Genomic DNA, 20082 nt, shown 5'->3' on the forward strand with positions numbered 1-20082 from the left:
GTAAAAAGTATAGTACCAGCCAATAGTTACAGAAAAATTTCCTTCTAATATTTACAATTCTTTAGTTATCAAAAATATTGTATATGACAAGTAAAATATGAATAGAATTGCAGCCTCCCAACGGTCGAGTTTTTTTCTTTTCCCGGTTAACATTGAGATAAAAAGAAATGCTGTTCCTCCCAGTAAAATAAACAGGTCTGTATTAAATTTTGTGTTGTATGCAATTGGATTTATAACACCACTAATTGCAAGAATTAGCAGAATATTAAAAATATTTGAACCAATAACATTTCCAATTGCAATATCAGAATTCTTTTTAACTGCAGCAATAACTGATGTTACCAACTCTGGCAGCGAAGTGCCTGCTGCAACAATGGTAAGTCCAATTATTTTTTCACTAACCCCCAAGTGATTGGCAATTTGAACACTGTTAATCACAACTAACTGTCCTCCTATAATTAAACCGGACAATCCTGCAACAACCAATATCAATATTTTAATTATCGACTTATTGTTTAATGTTGCTTGGCCAACAGTATCACGTTTCATTTGTTTAAAAACATAAAGCAGAAACAACAAAAACAAAAGCAGTAACACTGCCCCCTCGAACCTTACAAGACTGCCTTGCCCTATGAAAAAAAAATCATTTACAAACAACAATATCAATCCTGTTACAAAAAATGAGATAGGTATTTCTTTCCATGCCGTGGATGATTGAACAGTAATAGGCAGAATTATTCCCGAAATGCCAAGAATTATGAATAAATTAAAATTATTGCTACCTATAACGTTGCCAAAAACAATGTCAGAATACCCATTAAGTGAACCTATAATATTCACAACCAACTCTGGTGCAGAAGTACCAAAAGCAACAATTGTTAAACCGATGGCCAAATCCGAAACCTTATATTTTTTAGCCAAAGCCGATGCTCCGTCAACAAGCCAGTTTGCGCCAAAAATGAGACATACAAAGCCTAATACAACAAGAAGAATAGTTAACAGCATGTGAAATTATTTTTTGTTTATTCTAGCGTTTATATCGTATTGGGTTTTACTCTCCAAATCTTGTCACAATAGTCTTTAATAGACCGGTCTGATGAAAATTTCCCCATTCTTGCAACGTTTAGAATAGCCATTTTATCCCATATATCCTGCTTTTTCCAGGTTTCTGAAACCAACTCCTGACAAGAAATGTACAAAGGGTAATCAGCCATGAGCATATAAGGATCGTGATTTAGTAAATTCTCAATAACAGGTTCAAATAGGTTTTTATCGCCATTCGACAAGAGCCCGGATTTAATAAGGTTAATGACCTCCCTCAATTCATCATTCCTTTCATAAATAAACCTTGGATTATAATTATGCTGCCTGGTTTGTTCAACCTGTGCCGCAGTAAGTCCAAATAAAAAGAAATTTTCTGCCCCCACTTCTTCTCTGATTTCAATGTTAGCTCCATCCAATGTACCAATGGTTAGTGCACCATTCATAGAAAATTTCATGTTTCCTGTGCCGCTAGCCTCTTTGCCTGCCATTGAAATTTGTTCGGATAAATCAGCTGCGGGATAAATTAATTGCGCATTTTTCACGTTGAAATCCGGGAAAAACACCACTTTCAAATACTTGTTAACAGCACTATCATTATTAACCAAATCACCAACTGCATTAATCAGTTTGATTAATAGCTTTGCCATAAAATAACCTGGCGCAGCTTTCCCTCCAAAAATAAACGTACGAGGTGCAGTAGCTGTTGAAGATTCGTTTTTAATACGCAAATACAACGTTAAAATATGCAAAATGTTAAGATGTTGTCTTTTATATTCGTGTATACGTTTTGCCTGAACATCAAACATCGATTCAGGATTAACGATTATACCTGTTCTTTCTTTTATGATAGAAGTTAGTTGCTGCTTATTGTTAAGTTTTACTTGTCGAAACTGTTCTCTAAAAGCGGGATCATCCGCGAATGGTTCAAGTTGCCTTAATTCATTTAGCTTTTGAGGCCAGGAATTGCCAATTTTAGTCGATATCAACCTTGTTAATCCCGGATTTGACAATACGACAAATCGGCGAGGAGTAACACCATTGGTGACATTATAAAAACGTTCAGGATACATGGCTACCCAATCATTCAAAACATTCTTTTTGAGTAATTCAGTATGTAAAGATGCTACTCCATTAACTGCGTAACTACCAGCACAGGCCAGATTAGCCATCCTAATATAGGAACTTCCCGTTTCATCGATTATTGATAAGCGTGATAACAAGTTATTATCTCCGGGGTATTGGGCTTTTACTTCTTCCAATAATCTAAAATTTATCTCATATATAATTTCCAATAATCGCGGGAGAAGTGTTTTAAACATTTCCAGCGGCCATTTCTCTAAGGCTTCGGGCAATAAAGTATGGTTAGTGTAACTAAATGTTTTTCGGGTTGTCTCCCATGCAGTTTCCCAACCTATTTTATGCTCATCTAAAAGTATCCTCATTAATTCGGCAACAGATACGGCCGGGTGGGTGTCGTTTAATTGTATGGCCCACCTTTTATAGAATTCGGTAGGCTCACCATTGTATTTAAGGTGCATTCGCATCATATCCTGCAATGAACAGGAAACAAAAAAATATTGTTGTTTTAAGCGCAATTCTTTTCCCTGTGGCATCTCATCATTTGGGTAAAGAACTTTACTAATGTTTTCTGACTCTACCTTTGATAACACTGCCTTATAATAATCGCCATGATTAAACGATGAAAAATCAAAAGATTCCACTGCTTCCGATTTCCACAAACGAAGAAAGTTACACGAAGTTACTTTGTATCCCATTTCAGGAGTGTCGTAGGGTACACCTTTAACCATATACGCAGGTATCCAACGACAGTAGTTGTTCCCATCCTTTTCTGTGTACCATTCGGTAGTCCCGCCAAAGTTTACGTTTATTGATGATTCAGGTCGTGCAATTTCCCACGGATTGCCATAACGCAGCCACTTGTCTGTTATTTCAACCTGCCAACCGTTTACTATTTCCTGGTCGAAAATGCCAAATTCATACCGAATTCCATAGCCAACTGCCGGAATTTCAAGCGAGGCAAGTGAATCCATATAGCAAGCAGCCAACCTGCCCAAACCTCCGTTTCCCAATCCCGGTTCTTCTTCATGTGCCAATACAGCATTAAAATCAAAACCAAGCTCGGTTACTGCCTGCTTCATTTCCTCATATATGTTTAAGTCGATCAAATTGGCTCCCAATTGTGGTCCCATTAAAAACTCTGCTGAAAGGTAACCGATCAAACGAATATTTTCCGTTTCCAATACGGTGTCAAATGTTTTTAATCCATGCCGCAGAAGCCTGTCGCGAAGAGCACAAGAAGCAGCCAGATAAACATCATTTATTGTTGCTTCACCCGGATTTCGTCCCTGTCGGTAAAATAATTGGTCCAGAATTGCGTCTTTCAGACAATCTTTATCCATACCGGTGCGAATATTACACATGATCATTTTGTCATTCTCTGCATTCTTTTTGAGGATATCGTTAGTTTTTTTCATCGTGGTAATGATTCAATATGTTGATAAAAAATACGTTTCAAATAAGAATCAAAAAAAGCTACTTCTCCTGCTTCTGGATTTCATCGTAATTCCCCTGATCATCATTTGGGTCATCATACATTTTTGAAACTCCTCCTGAAACAATAAACTTCATAACTACTGCTGGATTAATATCTATTGGTTTTACCTGTTCTTTTGGAACTATAAACATTTCGCCAGAAAAATTATAAGAATGCGGAAAATACACTGCTACTTTTTCTGTTTCACCTATATTTCCGAGATCTTCTTCGGTAAGGAATCCAAGTTTTTCCAGATTAGAGATAGGATTAACAAGCACAATTACAGGTTTATTAAACTTCTTTTCTTTCCCGACAAATGCGGAAAATAAATCGTTCATGGCAGAAAAAACAAATCGTAACAATGGCACTTTCTCCAATAACTTTTTAAATAGTTTCTGAAACGGACGTGCAATTATACTTTGCCCAATAATACCTACTATTATGAGAAAGCCAACAATAACAAGAATACCAAGACCCGGTATATCAATACCTAATGACTTTTCAAGATAATCATCCAATAAATTATCAATGAAATTAAATATCAGATAAATTACATAAATTGTTATACCCAGTGGAGCAATATAAAGCAACCCTTGTAATAAATAATTAAACAGTTTTTTCATGTGTCTATAATTGGTTTTTACAATTCCTCTTGGCTATCGGCCTAAAATATCGGCCCGTTATTTTTTCCATTTTTGCTCAACTGTTTAAGTTAGCCATTTTAAAATAAGACAGCTTTGTTTATTTTGCAGAATCCTTATCCCTTTCAATTTGTTCGATAATACTTTTCTCAATATGCTCTTTCATTTCGTCATATCTCTTAATTGTAGATTTTATCCTTTCAATCTCCTTATCATCTTTCAAATTCTTTAGTTTTTCTTTTAGAACTACTTGTTTTTTATCAATGTCTTTAAGGTAATCCTTTTTTGTTACAAGTTTTTCTGATTTGATTGCTTCATCAAATATTAAATCCTCTGGAGACTTTTCAGCAACGGGTTCAGTTAATTCCTCAACCTGTTTTGGGATAAATTCCTTTTCATCGACACGTCGTTGGTTCATGAAAGTTGGTGATACAATTTCTATTTTCTCAGCATGAAGTTTATCCATAACTTTAGCATTAAGCAATGAACTCGTACTGAAATATGTACTACTATCTTCTAAAAATCCATGAATTTTGTAAACAACAGAGAAATCACCCAAGCTTGTTATATACACGTAAGGGTCAGATAACCCAGTTTCTTTGGCTGCATCTCTTAAAGCTCCCTCAATTTTTTCACGGGATATGTCATATCCTAGCGAAACTGAGGCAGAAATGACGGTATTTGTCTTGCGTGTTAATTTAACAGGGTTGTTTGCGATGTAGAGATTGGGAATTGTAATAAAATTGCTGTCTTCCAGTTGAATTTCTGTGTGAAATATACTTTTTCTAATTACTCTACCATGCAAGTTCCCAATTTTTATCAGGTCTCCATTCCTAAAACGGTTCATGGAATTATTCATAATACCTGCTATCATGTTACCTAGAACTGTGGTTGAACTTAAAGCAATTCCCGCACTAATTATAATTCCGAGGAAGGCTAATATTTGTCCTTGTAGAGCTTTATCAATTGGCAAGACTAAAATAAATGACAATACACCAATAAGAACTAAGAAAAAAGCAATAGCTCCTTTTGTAATATTTCCATCAGATGTTGTTGATTTAATTCTTTTAAAAATCCACGAATTTAAAATCAGAAGGATTATTAAAACTAGTAATACAACTGTAGGTTCAATTAATGTTCCGAATATTTTTTGTATATGTTCCATCTTCAATTATATACTAAGTTTTTGCTTATAGGTGCTAACTTTCCTTTTTTAGGAGTTCGTATTTCTTCTGTTTTTCATGCCGTAGCTTAATAGTGAATTACTTCATATCGAAGTAAAAGTCAAACTTTCATGTTAACTCTTTTTTCCTTGTTTCGTGTCACTTGATTTTAATCAAAGAACTAAAATTAAACAATTTATGTTAGCACTAATCATTAACATTGTCAATTGTGTAATACAAAATAAAATTCTTGCCAGGTAAATTTTCATTCATATTTAAAACCATTTATGTTTTTTGAAATAATACAACATCGTGCCTGCTACAACCACCATTACACCCCACATAACAAAGTAGGCATTTTTAAAATGCAGTTCAGGTACATATTCAAAGTTGGTACCATAAATACCAGCAATAAAGGTTAATGGAATAAAAATGGAGGCAAAAATGGTTAACACTTTCATTACTTCATTTACCTTATTACTTAAGTTGGTATTGTATAGATTAATCAAGTCATTGGTCATTCCAAAATAGCTATCGGCTGCTTCAATCGCTTGTTCTTCGATATCATATAATTCCTGATAAAATACTAAATGTTCTTCGCTAATTATTTCAGATTTAGCTCTTAATATTCGAGTAAGAACTTCTTTAAGTGGTTTTATTGATTTTCTTAAATAGGAGATTTCAGTTTTGTATCTAAACAAGGTCTTGCTAATCTCTTTTGTAGGATTATCCAGTTTCTCTTCTAAAGCTTCAATATTTAAACCGATTTGTTCAAGATTTATAAGGTAATTATCTACTAAACTATCGGTTAAGGCATAAAGCAGATAATCTGTTTTCCTTTGTCGAATTTTACCAAAACTACTTCGAATACGATTACGAACAGGCTCAAAATGGTCACCGATTTGTTCCTGAAAACTAATCAAAACATTTTCAAGTAGTATAAATGAAATTTGCTCTACGGATACTTTGTTATCTTCCTGATTATAATAAACAGCTTTTGTAATAAGGGTAACAGAATTGTTGTCTTCAAAAAATTTTGCTCTTTGTCCTGTATTTAAAATATTCTCTAATGCCAATGGTGAGATTTTAAAATGTTCACCAATCTGCTTTATCAATTCAGTATTATGAAGTCCATCAATATTTAACCAATTGTTCTGGGTATTATTTATGTTTTTTAGTGCTTCATCAATGGTTTCAAATTCTGTTTCAGTAATTGTTTCTTTTGAATACTGAAACAACCTTATTCGGGTATCGTCCATTTTTTGCTTCCCCATAAATATGAGGCTTCCGGGTGCTGCCCCTTTCGCCTTAACTCTACTTTTTAAAAAACGTGCCATAATCATTTAGTTCTATATGGTTTAAAATTCATTGCCGAAGCGATATTCTTAAGAAATACGCAGGAAAAGGTTAATTGTTATCGCAAAATTTAGGCATCCAAAGTTTAAAATGAATACTCTATTTGTACACTTTAAAACCAAATTGGAATATACCATCTCTGTGTTTGGTATTACCAAAAACAAAGACCAATGAAATTACCATTATTAATATAACAATATCAACTTTTACCAGTAGTTCTTCTTTTACAATTTAAACTACTGGCATTATAATTTTTAATCTCAATAATGTCAGCAGGTAAATATATTTCAGCGTTGTTTAATGCATCAATGATCGCAATACTTATTTTTGATTTTAAAACCAGATGAAATCCCTTATTTTTTGATTTAAATGTATCAATCCAGTAAAAAACATGAAGACTAACGGTACTTACATTTAGTTCATCAATAGTTACCAGTGGCTTTTTCTCTCCTCGCAAAACTTCATCCATCGAAAGCATAACTTCTTCCACAGACTTAATAGCTTTTTCAAAATTTGTATTGTAGTCCAAACCAATTACAATTTCATAACGTAAGTAACCATCAATTGTGTAGTTAGTTAATGGTGACTTAATTATCTGCGAGTTAGGAATAAAAACATCTTTACCATCTAAGGTCTTAACTGATGTAACTCTTAAATCAAGGGCATACACATAACCAATCGTTGTATCCAACTCTATTAAATCACCTATTTTAAATGGACTTTTAAAAGCCATCAAAATTCCGGAAAGGAAATTCTCGCCAATGTCTTTAAAAGCAAATCCTATAATAAATGTTGTTATACCTGCACCTGCTACTATGTGGGTAGCAATACGACCTAGTCCAACAATATGGAGAAAAAATATGAAACCAATCAGAGAAAAAATGAAGGCAATTACTTTTCCAAAAAACTCAGCGAGTAATGGATTTTTAGTTCTAGGTTTTATACGTTTAGTGATAATACTTTTAAATAGCCATGAAATTAAAACAAAAACCAACAGGATTAAAAGCCCCAAACCAACCTGAGGGATGAACATTAAAAATGAATCAAGCAACTCATTTAAATCTTTCATTACAATGTATTTAATTCATAAATTTAAAAGTATTTTTTGTATTAAACTAATTTATGAGTGCAGCTTAATTATAGTCATTTGACAATCCATTTTTTTATATTTGGATTTGTTGATTAGCTTCTAAGTATAGAGAATCCGCTAATAAGGAAACTCCCAACAATAATTAATATTAAAGACTCATTCCCCGATCTCTATTCTTCACCTTATATTTCATAGCTGGTTCCTTTTTACGCCGATTAGTTCGCTCAATTAACCGATTTACATCCCTCGCCCATTGAGCTAACTGAAACTCGTCAATCATGGGTGAGGATATTTGCAGTTCTCTTTCAGCACTTTGAGAATGATGAAATCGTGGCCGCTCTTCAAATTCAGAAAGTCTTATCGGATAACGAACCGGACTTCCATTTTCATCTGTTATTAAGACTACGTGTCCTCTGCCTGATCTCCGTACCTCTGCATTAAAAAGCTCCAGCGATTTATCGTAAAGTTGTTTTGTTGAGATGGATTCTATTTGGTTTAGCTGATAAAATAAACTCTCCAGGTTATGTTTGAGATTTCTGCTACCTGCAGAAAATTTCAGATTAGAAACTAATTGAAGTATACACAATTTGAGGTTTCTTTATCTTCAGTACTGGCTTGAAGCTGGAATCCTGATGATCCAGAATATAATCAACTGCTTTTTGAGCTAAACCGGAAGCCATTACGATGAACTTTTTATCACTCTTTAGCTTCTTTAACCAACCTAGAATGTAAGCAGTACTGTTTTCAGCTGTTATGTTTTTTGACTCCTCAATAACCACATAATAAACTACTTACACATACTACAACAAGGTAACAATCCTATAAAGAAAAGATTATTCCCCTAGATATAAAAAGACTCGAAGTTCGAGCATTTCCATTTTTCACCCCACTTATTGTATATAATACAATTTTTTATAATTTTGACTCCATAACGTGTAAGCATGTAAGGATCAAGAACGAAACTATCTGCGAAGCGTTAATAAACCAATACAAATAAACCTAATACGATGAACAAATTATTTCTACTATTTTGCTCGGTTGTACTATTACTGCCTTTTGCTCTCAACGCACAAGAATATAATCTGTCTTCTTCCGGCAATCTCCAAAAATGCCCTTCTTGATAGTAAAGCCAGGGCAACAATATTTGCCATTATGCTAAAACCAAAACTTAACTAAAATCGAAAATAAACGAGTCATATCCGGGATAAGAAACAGGGATCTGGTCATTTTTGAGGAACTGTTTTTTAATTATCATGGTCGACTGGTATTGTTTGCCAACAAGTTTCTTGGTGATATGCAGGTGTCACGCGATTTGGTACAGGATGCCTTTTTTGCTTTATGGGAAAAAGCTGATCAACTGGAAATTAATCAATCACCCAAAGCTTATTTATATCAAGCGGTTAAAAATAGTTGTTTGAATTACAACCGTCATCTATCAATTAAACAATCTGCTGAAGCTGAAATTCAAAACAAAATTTCGAAACTTGAAAAGCAGGTTTACAAAAATTCAGATAGCCCCTATTATAGTTTAATAGAGCTGGAACTTGAGGAAAAAATCAACGAAGTGATCGAAAGTATGCCCGATAAATGTCGTGAAGTTTTCAAGCTCAGCCGTTTCGAAAACCTGAAAAACAAAGAGATAGCAAAAAAGCTTAATATCTCTGTGAAAACAGTTGAAAAACATATTTCAAAGGCTCTCTTTATCCTTCGCTGCAATTTGGCAGATTATTTAGGAGTACTGTTGATGGTCTTAATTACAAAGCTTTGAAAGCGGGTTCAAAGCATAAAGTTCAAGGCTCTATAAAAAGGTACCATAAGCATCCCGTTTTCAATCTTCTTCTTTTGAACTATGAATAAAGAACCTCGCCCGGAACACTGCGCGAAACAAGGCTTTGAAAGAATCTGCTTTGAAGTTTTTAAAAAATATTGAAGAAAAGGTAGGGTTGTCAACAACTTAAGTGTCACAGTAATATACAATAGAAATAATGCAGGAAAAGCAATCTATAAAATCATTAATAATAGCAAAACTTGACGGTGAAATTAGTCTCCAGGAAAAAGAAAGGCTATACAACTGGATGGCAAAATCGAAAAAAAACACCCGCTATTATACCGAAATAAAAGACTTATGGGAAGCCTCTTTGGCCAATGCATCAGAAATTGCCAAAACTTCCCAAGAATGGGAACGCTTTAAAAACCGGATTGCTGCCCACCCAAACAACATAGAGAAAAGGTTACGCATAGTTACATGGACCAGGGTGGCAGCAATTTTGGCTTTAGGCTTACTAATTACCAATTTAGTTAAGCCTTATTTTAAACCAGCAGTGCCCGTTTATATGACTTCTATTGCACCGGCCGGATCAGTAGCACAAACCATTTTACCCGACGGAACAATGATATATTTAAATGCCGGCTCTGAAATAAAATACGATGTAAATGCAGAAAGTAATTTGCGTGAAGTGTTTATTGATGGCGAAGCTTGGTTTGATGTGGAACGGAACGAAGAAAAGCCTTTTATTGTACACACGCCCTATTACGACGTGAAGGTACTTGGAACCCAGTTTAATGTAAAAACCTATAAAGACGAGGAGACAGTTGTCACTACACTAGAAGAAGGTTCTGTTCAGGTGCTTTCAACCGAACAGTTCAAACTACAGCGAAACGTTGTTTTAAAACCCGGCGAACAATTGGCGTACAATAAAACCAATAAAAAACTCTATATCGAAGAAGTAGATACCCGCCTGTTTACCTCCTGGAAGGACAATAAGCTCATATTCCTGAATATGTCTTTTGCCGATCTGATAAAACTGTTGGAAAGAAAATTTGGGGTAAATATTGAAGTCATTGATAAAACGATCCTTGATGAACATTACACCGGAACAATTAAAAATGAAACCATCCTCGAAATCCTGAACATTATTCAACATACGCACCCAATAAAATACGAAATAAAAGGTCAAAAAATAATCATTCAAAAAAAATAGGAGGAAACATATGACATAAACTAAACCAGAACAAAACAAAAGCCGAAAGATGCGCTAACATCCAACGGCTTTGGAAATAAATTAAATGGTGCGCTAACACCAATAGTAATAATTTAATATCAAAGCAAATTTATGAAAAAAAAAGCTAAACCATGTTATCCGGGCACCGGATGGCATAAACTATTTCGAATTATGAAATTATCTGTGATTCTACTTTTTGTTGGCATGATGCAGGTAACGGCATCGGTTTATTCGCAAACAACAAAGTTATCGGTTGATGCCCATAATCAAAAAATTGTAGATGTACTAACAACTATCGAAGAGCAAAGTGAATTCCGGTTTTTTTATAAAAATGAACAAGTTGATGTTAACCGGAAAGTAAACGTAAACATGGAAGACAAGTTAGTGGAAGAGGTTCTTGATAATATTTTTGCGGGGACCGACGTAACTTACAAGTTTTTTGAGGATAAGTTAATCTTATTATCAAAAGAAGGTGAAATTGAAAAAGATGAAGAAATTCTGTCGCAACAACAAAAGACTGTTTCAGGATCTGTTAAAGATGAAACCGGTGAGCCATTGCCAGGAGTAACTGTTATAATAAAAGGTACTACACAAGGAACGGTTACAGACATGGATGGTAGTTATAACCTCCCAAATATCCCTGAGAATGCTACGCTCATATTCTCGTTTGTAGGGATGACAACCCAGGAAATTTTTGTGGGCAATCAATCTACTGTAAACGTTACGTTAAAAGTTGATGCAATCGGCATCGAAGAAGTTGTAGCAATTGGATATGGAACCGTTAAGAAGAGTGATGTAACCGGATCTGTGATTTCAGTTGATTCGGAAGATATGATGAAACGAAATCCGGTTAACATCGGACAAGGATTACAGGGAGTTGCTGCCGGAGTATCAGTAATCCGCAATTCAGGCGATCCTTCAGGCGATGCTACGATTCGTATTCGTGGTGTTGCTACTGTTAATAACTCTGCCGATCCGCTATTTGTGGTTGACGGCATGCAAGTTGGCTCAAGTATCGAGTTTCTTAATCCAAACGATGTAAAATCAATAGAAGTTTTAAAAGATGCCTCTGCAACTGCCATTTATGGTGCCCGGGGTGCAAATGGGGTAATTCTTATTACCACGAAAAAAGGATCGAACGGACCTACCAATATTAAGCTGACAGCAAATTTTGGCGTACAAACACTCGCCAATAAGTTAGATATGATGAATGCAGAACAGTTTGTTAAAGCAGCACGACAGGCAGCCGCAAACGATGGAAATATATTAACAAACGATGCATGGATTAACTATGATAAAGAGCTGAATAGTATTGACTGGCAGGACGAAATGACTCAGGTAGCCCTGCAACAGAATTACAATGTAAATGTTTCCGGGGGAAGTGAAAGCACTCAGGCACTTATGTCGGTGGGCTATTTAAATAACGATGGAATTATTATTAATTCCAACTTCAAACGTATTACAGCCCGTGCCAATATCGATCATAAAATAAAAGATTTTATTCGTACAGGCATTAACCTTTCTTTCATGCGTAATGAGCGTTATGGTGGCGGCAACCTTCAGAACTATGCGGCTATCATTCCAACAATGGACGACGTTGACGAGAACGGAAACTTACTAAATGTTCCGGTTCAATACCCAGATGGGACCTGGGGCCATTTTAAACGCGAAGGTAACGGCGACACCAATAAAGGACAGGACAATCCGGTTGCGCAGGCAGAAACCCGCGACAGTAAGAACTATAGCAACAGATTGGTTACAAATGCTTATCTGGAATTTGATATTGCAGAAGGTCTTGTATTTAAAACAATTGGAGGTTTAAACTATTCTGGTGGTTCCTATCATGGTTATAATATGAAACATGACCGCACCTATTTGTCAATAGACCGACCTGATGAGTTCAATATATCACAGTATCAAAACATTTCATATTCAGTGGAAAGTTACCTGACTTACGATATTAAAATTGACAACAAACATCGCTTAAACCTTATGGCCGGACACTCTGTATCAAAATATGTACCGCAGGACATCAATGCCAGTGCACTGGATTTCCCTGCCGAAACAATACGGAGAATAGAACTGACAAATAACACAAGCTCAATTAACGCTGGTGGAGGATTGGGAAGAGAATCGCGTGGCCAATCGTTTTTTGGGCGGGTAAATTACTCCTTACTGGACCGTTATTTATTCACAGCCACAGTTCGTAAAGACGGATCATCAAATTTTGGAGCCGGTAACCGTTACGGAACTTTTCCTTCAGCTTCGTTAGCCTGGCGTTTAACCGAAGAAAATTTTATGAAGGATAGTGACTTATTCAGTAACATAAAATTACGTTTAGGTTGGGGACAAACCGGTAACGCAGGTAATTCTACAAACCTTTCGGTTGATCAGCTGTCTTCAAACAGAATCGCTTATTATCATTTTGTGGATGGTAGCGAATCTATTGCTCCGGGTCTTGCTCAGGTTCGAGAGATAGACACCAATTTAAAATGGGAAACCAACGAACAAACCAATATCGGTTTGGATTTAGGTTTTCTGGATAATGGCCTCAATTTTTCATTTGATTATTTTATCAGAGATGCGAAGGATCTGTTATTAAACCGTCCGTTACGTCCTTCAACCGGATATATTGATATATACACAAATGCCGGACACATAAGAAACTCAGGATTTGAGTTTATGGCATCCTATCAAAAACAGATGGGAGACTGGGATATAAATATCCGGCTAAACGGTGCAACACTTAAAAATGAGGCAATTGATGTTGGTAACGATATCTACTTTAACGAAGATGTTGCAGATGGCGATTATTGGGATCGCTACTCGTTAACCAGAAACGGCTATCCTGTGGGATCATTTTATGGCTGGCGTGTTGACGGAATTTTCCAAAACCAAAGCGAAATTGACGCCTTGAATGCAAACGTTGATCCTGAAAACAATAGTGGCTATTATCAATCAGCAAGCACGCAACCAGGCGATTATAAATACAAAGACCTTAACGATGACGGATGGATTGACGATCAGGACAGGGAAATCATTGGTGATGGTTACCCTACACTTAATTTTGGATTGAACCTTATTTTAGCTTATAAAAACTGGGATCTTAATTTATCGGCTTATGGAGTTTTAGGACAGGAAATTTTGTCTTATGCCTATAAAAACCAAACAAGTATGTACATAGCCGCAGGAGGTTATCGAAATGTTCTTGTTGACTATGCACAAAACGCATGGTCCGAAAACAATAAGAATAATGAATATCCGCGACTTACAAAACAGGATGCCAACCACAACGGACAGGTTTCAGATGCTTTTATTAAAAACGGAGACTTTTTAAAAGTTCAAAACCTTCAGGTAGGTTATACATTCCCGAAAAGCAATATTCAAGGCCTGAAAATGGAAAATCTGCGCTTATTTGCCAGTATTGAAAACCTGTTTACCATAACCGGTTATGATGCCGGAGATCCGGAAATTGGTACAAGCAAAGTATTACAAACAGGTTTTGACGGCGGTCGTTATCCATTTCCTCGTACATACGTATTCGGACTTAGTTTAGGTTTCTGATAACATTCTTAAAAAATAAATTATGAAACGAGCATATAAAATAATTACATCTAAGAGCGTAATTAAAACAAGCGAGTTCCATACTATACCTTTTAAAATAAACAATTTTAATAGTATGAAAAAAATATATAAATATATAATTAGCTTATCACTACTGGCTGGGTTATTTTCTTGTAGTAATGATTTTCTGGAAATCGATCATTACGATATTCTCGAACCCTCTGCAATGTTTAGTAGTGAAGAAACGATACTTCAGGGATTAAACGGTGTTTACGATATGTTTTATCCTGAATGGCGCGATGCAACTGATGTTCAAAAAAGCTGGAACATTAAACCACAGCTTGCCTTCTCAAATTATCCGGCACTCGACTGTCAGGCATCCGGTTGGGATAATGAATTTACGCGCCACGAATGGCGGGCCGATAAAGATATGTTCTACGAAGGTTGGAAACAAGCCTACAAAGCTATTGACCGTGCAAACCGTTTTCTTTCAAATTTAGAAACTACAGACCCTTCTGTTTTTGAGGATGGGCAAAACACTAAAAGTATAATAGAGGCTGAATGTAAAGCAATCAGGGCTTTCTTTTACTCGTGGTTGGCGCAAAATTTTGGCCGTATCCCAATGTTAGTGCCGGGCGAAACGTATTCAACTTCTCCGAGCAAACCTCGTGCAGAAAGTACAGAAGGAACCTGGGCATTAATTATTGAAGATTTCGATTTTGCGGCGAAAACATTAGACTGGCAACCTTGGAATGATCAATACGGAAGAATTACCAGAGGAATGGCAAAAGCCTATCTCGCACAAGCGTATATGTATGTTGATCGTTTTGATGACGCCAAAACCGAGTTAAAAGATATTATCGACAGCGACGTATATGCACTAAATCCTAGTTTCGGACAAATTCATATGGAAGATAATTTTTGGGATTCTGAAAGTGTTTGGGAGGTTTCTTATCCTCATTTCGGGAACCTGAACTGGGGGGCAGATGGCCAAACTGACGCCTTATGGTGGCCAACCTATTTAACAGCAAGTCCTGAATATGGTGGCTGGGGATCACTTTATGTTTCTCACGAGTTTTGTAAATCTTTTGAAGACGGAGATAAAAGATTAAAATATTCAGTTGTTCAGAAGGGGGAAATCCACCCATTTACCGGACAAACAATTGGAGCCAGTGCAGGATTTGAAGGTGATTTTGTCTCTTCAGAGCGAATGCCAAATAATTTTAGTATTAAACTTTGGAAAAGGAAACCGGGTAGCGATGGTATTGTTATGAATCCGATTTCAGCAAAATGGATGCGCTATTCGGCTGTGCTGTTAAATTATGCTGAATGTTGTTTTGAAACAGGTGAAGCCTCAACAGGATGGTCTTACATTAACCAGATTCGTAACCGCGCATGGGGAAATCTCGAAGTTGAGCTAAGCCAGGGAGATTACCCGATTGAATATAATACTGATGTAGTTGATGTACCCGAAGCAGAAAGTTATTATCAATCATACAAAACTCAAAAAGGATATACCTCGGATGTTTGGAAAGTAGCAATAACAATCGAGCGCCGACATGAATTCTTAGCTGAATATTCGTTCTGGTACGACTTGTGCCGGACAAACATGGCCGAAGAATTTTTGAATAATGAATATCCGAAAAATGAAGGTTATACTCAACGGAGTTTCGATTTTAATCCAAACCGTATGCTCTACCCTATTCCTACCGATGAAATCATTAAAAATGACGAAATCAGCCAGGAAGATCAAAATCCTGGTTACTAAATGAATAATGCGATGAAATAATAAAACTATCTTAAAGAGAAAATTCTCTTTAAGATAGTTTTAAATAATTATAAAAAATGAATATGAACAAACTATTCTTTATATTATACCTGTTTAGTTTACTATGTGTAAATAATCTTAGAGCACAGGAATTTAAATTAACGTCATCCGGTTATTTTCAAAATAACGGAGTTGATGTAATGGCTTTCGATGACATCTATCCTGAAGGACACCAGGGAGGTGTCTCTTTAATTATGCACGGAAACCGTGTGGCAACAAACGGTGATATTCGATTGGAGCCCACCCCTGGACAGTGGCAACCTGTTCCGAAACAAAGAGACCGGAAGCTTGACCCGACGACGAATACAATTACCGCGTCGTTAAGTTACCCTGATTCTTCACGGCACGTTACGGGCTTCAATCCGATCATCTATCCTGACCTGGTATTTAATTATAAAGTTAATGTAGTTGGAAAAGGTGGTTCGGTTATCGTAACTGTTGACTTAGACCGGCCAATCCCTCAGGAATATATTGGTAAAGTAGGTTTTAACATGGAGCTTTTCCCCGGAACCTTGTTCGGGAAACCCTGGATTATGGACGATATGACAGGGATTTTTCCGCAACAACCTAACGGGCCAACGCGTTACGAACCGTCTAATCATAAACATCAGGGCAATTTTAATCCTGATGGAGAAGCTTCTGTAGAACAGCTCGCCGGAAACGGATACAGCCCGATAATTGCAGATGATATCGTATCTGAACCTTATGCAGTTGGGCATAACTTTGTAGTTCGTCCTGATGATCCTTACAATAAATTCACCATTGAAAGTAAAGGAACGGAGTTGAAACTCTATGACGGAAGAATGAATCACAACAATGGATGGTTCGTTGTCAGAAGTGAAATTTCTGCAGGTAAAACCAAAGAAGTTGTTAAGTGGGTGATTACACCAAATGTAGTAAACGACTGGCACTATAAACCTGTTGTACAAACTTCTCAAATTGGTTACCAAACCAATCAACAGAAAGTTGCTATTATTGAACTCGACAAAAGAGAAATTAAACGTGAAACCCCTACCCTGGTGCAAATTACGGATTCAGGTGAAAAGGAAATATTGAAAGTTGCCGGAGAAGAATGGGGGCAATTTCTTCGCTACAATTACCTGAAATTTGATTTTTCTAAGATTAAAAAAGCCGGACTTTACCAGGTTCGTTATGGGAATTCTGTTTCTTCGGTTTTTCGAATTGCCGACGACATTTATGACCGGGGTGTTTGGCAACCTGTATTAGAATATTTCTTACCGGTTCAAATGTGTCACATGCGTGTAAACGAGAAATACCGGGTTTGGCATGACGAATGTCATTTGGACGATGCCCGCATGGCTCCGGTTAATTTTAACCACATTGACGGCTATGCACAAGGACCTTCAACTCTTACAGATTATAGTCCGGGAGATGTTGTTCCGGGCTTAAACATCGGAGGCTGGCACGATGCGGGCGACTTTGATCTTCGTGTTGAATCTCAAGCCGGAGAGTCTTACATTTTAGCACTGGCATACGAAGCCTTTAATGTGAATTACGATGTTACATCCATTGATCAAAATAAACACCTTACTGAAATTCATCAACCCGATGGTAAAAACGACCTGTTACAACAAGTTGAAAACGGAGTACTTACTGTTGTTGGCGGATACCGTTCTCTGGGACGACTTTACCGCGGAATTATATGTAACGGCCTGCGCCAATATGTAATGTTGGGAGATGCTTCGGCCATGACCGATAATAAAATTGGAAATGTAGATGACCGTTGGGTATTTACGGAAGACAACCCTCGCAGGGAATTAACAACGGCTGCCCAAATGGCTGCTGCTTCTCGTGTATTAAAAGGATTCAACGATACACTAAGCGCACAGGCTCTTGATTGTGCAAGAGCTTTGTTCGACGTTACCGAGATAAACGGACGTTCTAAGTCGGCCAAAGTTCATGCAGCTGCCGAACTTTACCTGACTACCAGTGATGATAAATACAAAAATTATCTGCTTTCTGAAACTGAATTTATTACTCAGGCGATCAGCTCGGTTGGCTGGTATATTGGCCGTGCTGAAAAAAAGATCAACGATGCAGACTTTACAAAAGCAGTGCGTGAGGCAATGATCACATTACGCGATCAGATTGAGGAACAAGGCACAGAAACGCCTTATGGTATTCCTTATCGTCCTCATATTTGGGGAGCCGGATGGAATATTCAAGCATTCGGTTTTAATCAATATTTCCTACATACCTCTTATCCCGACATCTTCAAATCAGAATACATTTACAACGCACTGAATTTTATTTTAGGCTGTCATCCCGGTTCGAATACCTCTTCCTTTGCTTCAGGAGTTGGAGCCTGTTCTGCTACCGTTGGATATGGATTAAACCGTGCTGACTGGTCTTATATTCCGGGCGGAGTGGTTTCCGGAACGGCACTTATCCGACCCGATTTTCCTGAGTTACTGGAATTTCCATATTTATGGCAACAGGTAGAATATGTACTTGGAGGTGGCTCTTCGCATTATATGTTTTTGGTTTTGGCTGCTCAGCAATTACTTGATGAATAAAAAGCAGCAATGAAAAAAGTATTAATCATATTCATAAGTTTTACTGTGCAGATGTTTTCGTTAGCATCTGCACAGGTTGCTACCAATGAAAAGATATCCGTTTTGGTCAATGAATCGGTACAGGATCTAAAAAACAACACACTACCTTTCTGGGAAAAGAATACACCAGACCCCCAGGGAGGTTTTTATGGTAGGGTTTCAAACGATGGCACAGCCTTGCAAAATGCTCCGAAAGGAGGAGTTCTGAATGCCCGTATATTATGGACATTCTCGAAAGCTTATCAGCTGTTTGGGAATGAAAATTACAAGGAATTAGCAGACAGAGCGCAAAGCTATTTTCTGATGTATTTTATTGATCAGGAATACGGGGGGACTTATTGGACGATAAATGCTGATGGTACCCCACTAAACGCAGAAAAACAAACCTATGCAATTGCCTATGCCATCTATGGACTAGCAGAACACTATCGGGCAATTGGTAACAAGGAAAGCTTAAAACAGGCAATCGAACTATACCGTACTCTGGAGAAAAGGGCTTTTGATCCTCTTAACGGCGGCTATATAGAATCTTTTTCTCGTAATTGGGAAACTCCCGAGCGTTTTGGTTATGATGGCTCTGGCATTGCAGCCAAAACCATGAATACACATTTACATGTTCTGGAAGCGTATACACTACTATACAAAGTATGGCCCGATAAGGAATTGAAAAAGCAATTAACCGGACTTATCAATTTGTTTTATGAAAAGATAATAGACCAAAAAACAGGACATCAAAAGCTTTTCCTTACTATGGAATGGGAAAACCTGGAACACATTGATTCGTACGGTCATGATATGGAACTTTCCTGGTTGCTTTTTGAATCTGCCGAAGCAATTAAAGATAAAACACTCATCCGCCGAACAGAAAAAATGGCTCTTAAGTTGGTAGATATTCAAATGAAAGAAGGCTGGAATCCGGATGGTTCATTACTTTATGAGAGAAATAACGGACAAATTCATGGAGGCTTGGAATGGTGGCCACAAGCCGAATCAGTTGTAGCTTTTTATAACGCCTGGCAAATTAGTGGAGATGAAAAATACCTCGATGCAGCGATAAAAACCTGGAGCTGGATAAAAAACAACTTAGTTGACACCAAATATGGAGGTTGGTACGGAGGTGTAGGCCCAGATGGCAAACCGAATTTAGTCCGACCAAAAGTTAGTTTATGGAAGTGTCCGTATCACAACAGCCGGATGGCCTTTGAACTGTTTCAAAGAACTCAATAATTTTCAATAAACTTATTATAAACCAATAAAAACCTAA

The 20082-nt window shown here is 36.9% G+C and carries 12 protein-coding genes; 6 read left to right on the forward strand and 6 right to left on the reverse strand.

Annotation, left to right across the window (positions count from 1 at the left end; all coding sequences use genetic code 11):
- Positions 1-51: 51 nt before the first annotated feature.
- From BMW53_RS09820 to BMW53_RS09845, 6 genes are all read right to left on the reverse strand, one after another.
- Positions 52-1005: a calcium/sodium antiporter gene (locus BMW53_RS09820; protein ID WP_038555639.1), complete on the reverse strand. Its 954-nt coding sequence runs from the start codon at positions 1003-1005 to the stop codon at positions 52-54.
- A 29-nt stretch (positions 1006-1034) separates the two neighbouring features.
- Positions 1035-3539, reverse strand: a complete 2505-nt coding sequence (locus tag BMW53_RS09825; protein ID WP_038563754.1) for a glycogen/starch/alpha-glucan phosphorylase — start codon at positions 3537-3539, stop codon at positions 1035-1037.
- A 58-nt stretch (positions 3540-3597) separates the two neighbouring features.
- Positions 3598-4221, reverse strand: coding sequence for a DUF502 domain-containing protein (locus tag BMW53_RS09830; protein ID WP_051567574.1), 624 nt, complete (start codon positions 4219-4221; stop codon positions 3598-3600).
- 118 nt (positions 4222-4339) lie between these two features.
- Positions 4340-5404 carry a mechanosensitive ion channel family protein gene (locus BMW53_RS09835; RefSeq protein ID WP_051567575.1) on the reverse strand — a complete coding sequence of 355 codons (1065 nt, stop codon included), beginning with the start codon at positions 5402-5404 and terminating at the stop codon, positions 4340-4342.
- A gap of 273 nt (positions 5405-5677) precedes the next feature.
- A complete protein-coding gene (gene corA / locus BMW53_RS09840) occupies positions 5678-6739 on the reverse strand; it encodes a magnesium/cobalt transporter CorA (RefSeq protein ID WP_074780600.1) in 1062 nt (353 codons plus the stop codon).
- Positions 6740-6957: 218 nt separating this feature from the next.
- Positions 6958-7827: a mechanosensitive ion channel family protein gene (locus BMW53_RS09845; protein WP_038555642.1), complete on the reverse strand. Its 870-nt coding sequence runs from the start codon at positions 7825-7827 to the stop codon at positions 6958-6960.
- 1225 nt (positions 7828-9052) lie between these two features.
- Here BMW53_RS09845 and BMW53_RS09860 point away from each other — a divergent pair.
- From BMW53_RS09860 to BMW53_RS09890, 6 genes are all read left to right on the forward strand, one after another.
- A complete protein-coding gene (locus tag BMW53_RS09860) occupies positions 9053-9616 on the forward strand; it encodes an RNA polymerase sigma-70 factor (protein ID WP_256999150.1) in 564 nt (187 codons plus the stop codon).
- A gap of 307 nt (positions 9617-9923) precedes the next feature.
- Positions 9924-10829 (forward strand): FecR family protein, encoded by a 906-nt coding sequence (locus tag BMW53_RS09865; RefSeq protein ID WP_168136386.1) that lies wholly within the window; start codon positions 9924-9926, stop codon positions 10827-10829.
- Between the two features lie 132 nt (positions 10830-10961).
- Entirely contained in the window at positions 10962-14414 is a 3453-nt protein-coding gene (locus BMW53_RS09875; protein ID WP_051567578.1) for a TonB-dependent receptor, read from the forward strand.
- Positions 14415-14529: 115 nt separating this feature from the next.
- The gene (locus BMW53_RS09880) at positions 14530-16182 is read left to right on the forward strand and encodes a RagB/SusD family nutrient uptake outer membrane protein (protein WP_038555656.1); all 1653 of its coding nucleotides are present in this window, start codon (positions 14530-14532) and stop codon (positions 16180-16182) included.
- An 83-nt stretch (positions 16183-16265) separates the two neighbouring features.
- The gene (locus BMW53_RS09885) at positions 16266-18779 is read left to right on the forward strand and encodes a glycoside hydrolase family 9 protein (protein ID WP_217642927.1); all 2514 of its coding nucleotides are present in this window, start codon (positions 16266-16268) and stop codon (positions 18777-18779) included.
- 9 nt (positions 18780-18788) lie between these two features.
- On the forward strand, positions 18789-20045 hold the full coding sequence (locus tag BMW53_RS09890; protein WP_051567579.1) for an AGE family epimerase/isomerase: 1257 nt from the start codon (positions 18789-18791) through the stop codon (positions 20043-20045).
- Positions 20046-20082: the final 37 nt, after the last annotated feature.

The sequence above is a fragment of the Draconibacterium orientale genome, assembly GCF_900111425.1.
GTDB classification, from domain to species: domain Bacteria; phylum Bacteroidota; class Bacteroidia; order Bacteroidales; family Prolixibacteraceae; genus Draconibacterium; species Draconibacterium orientale.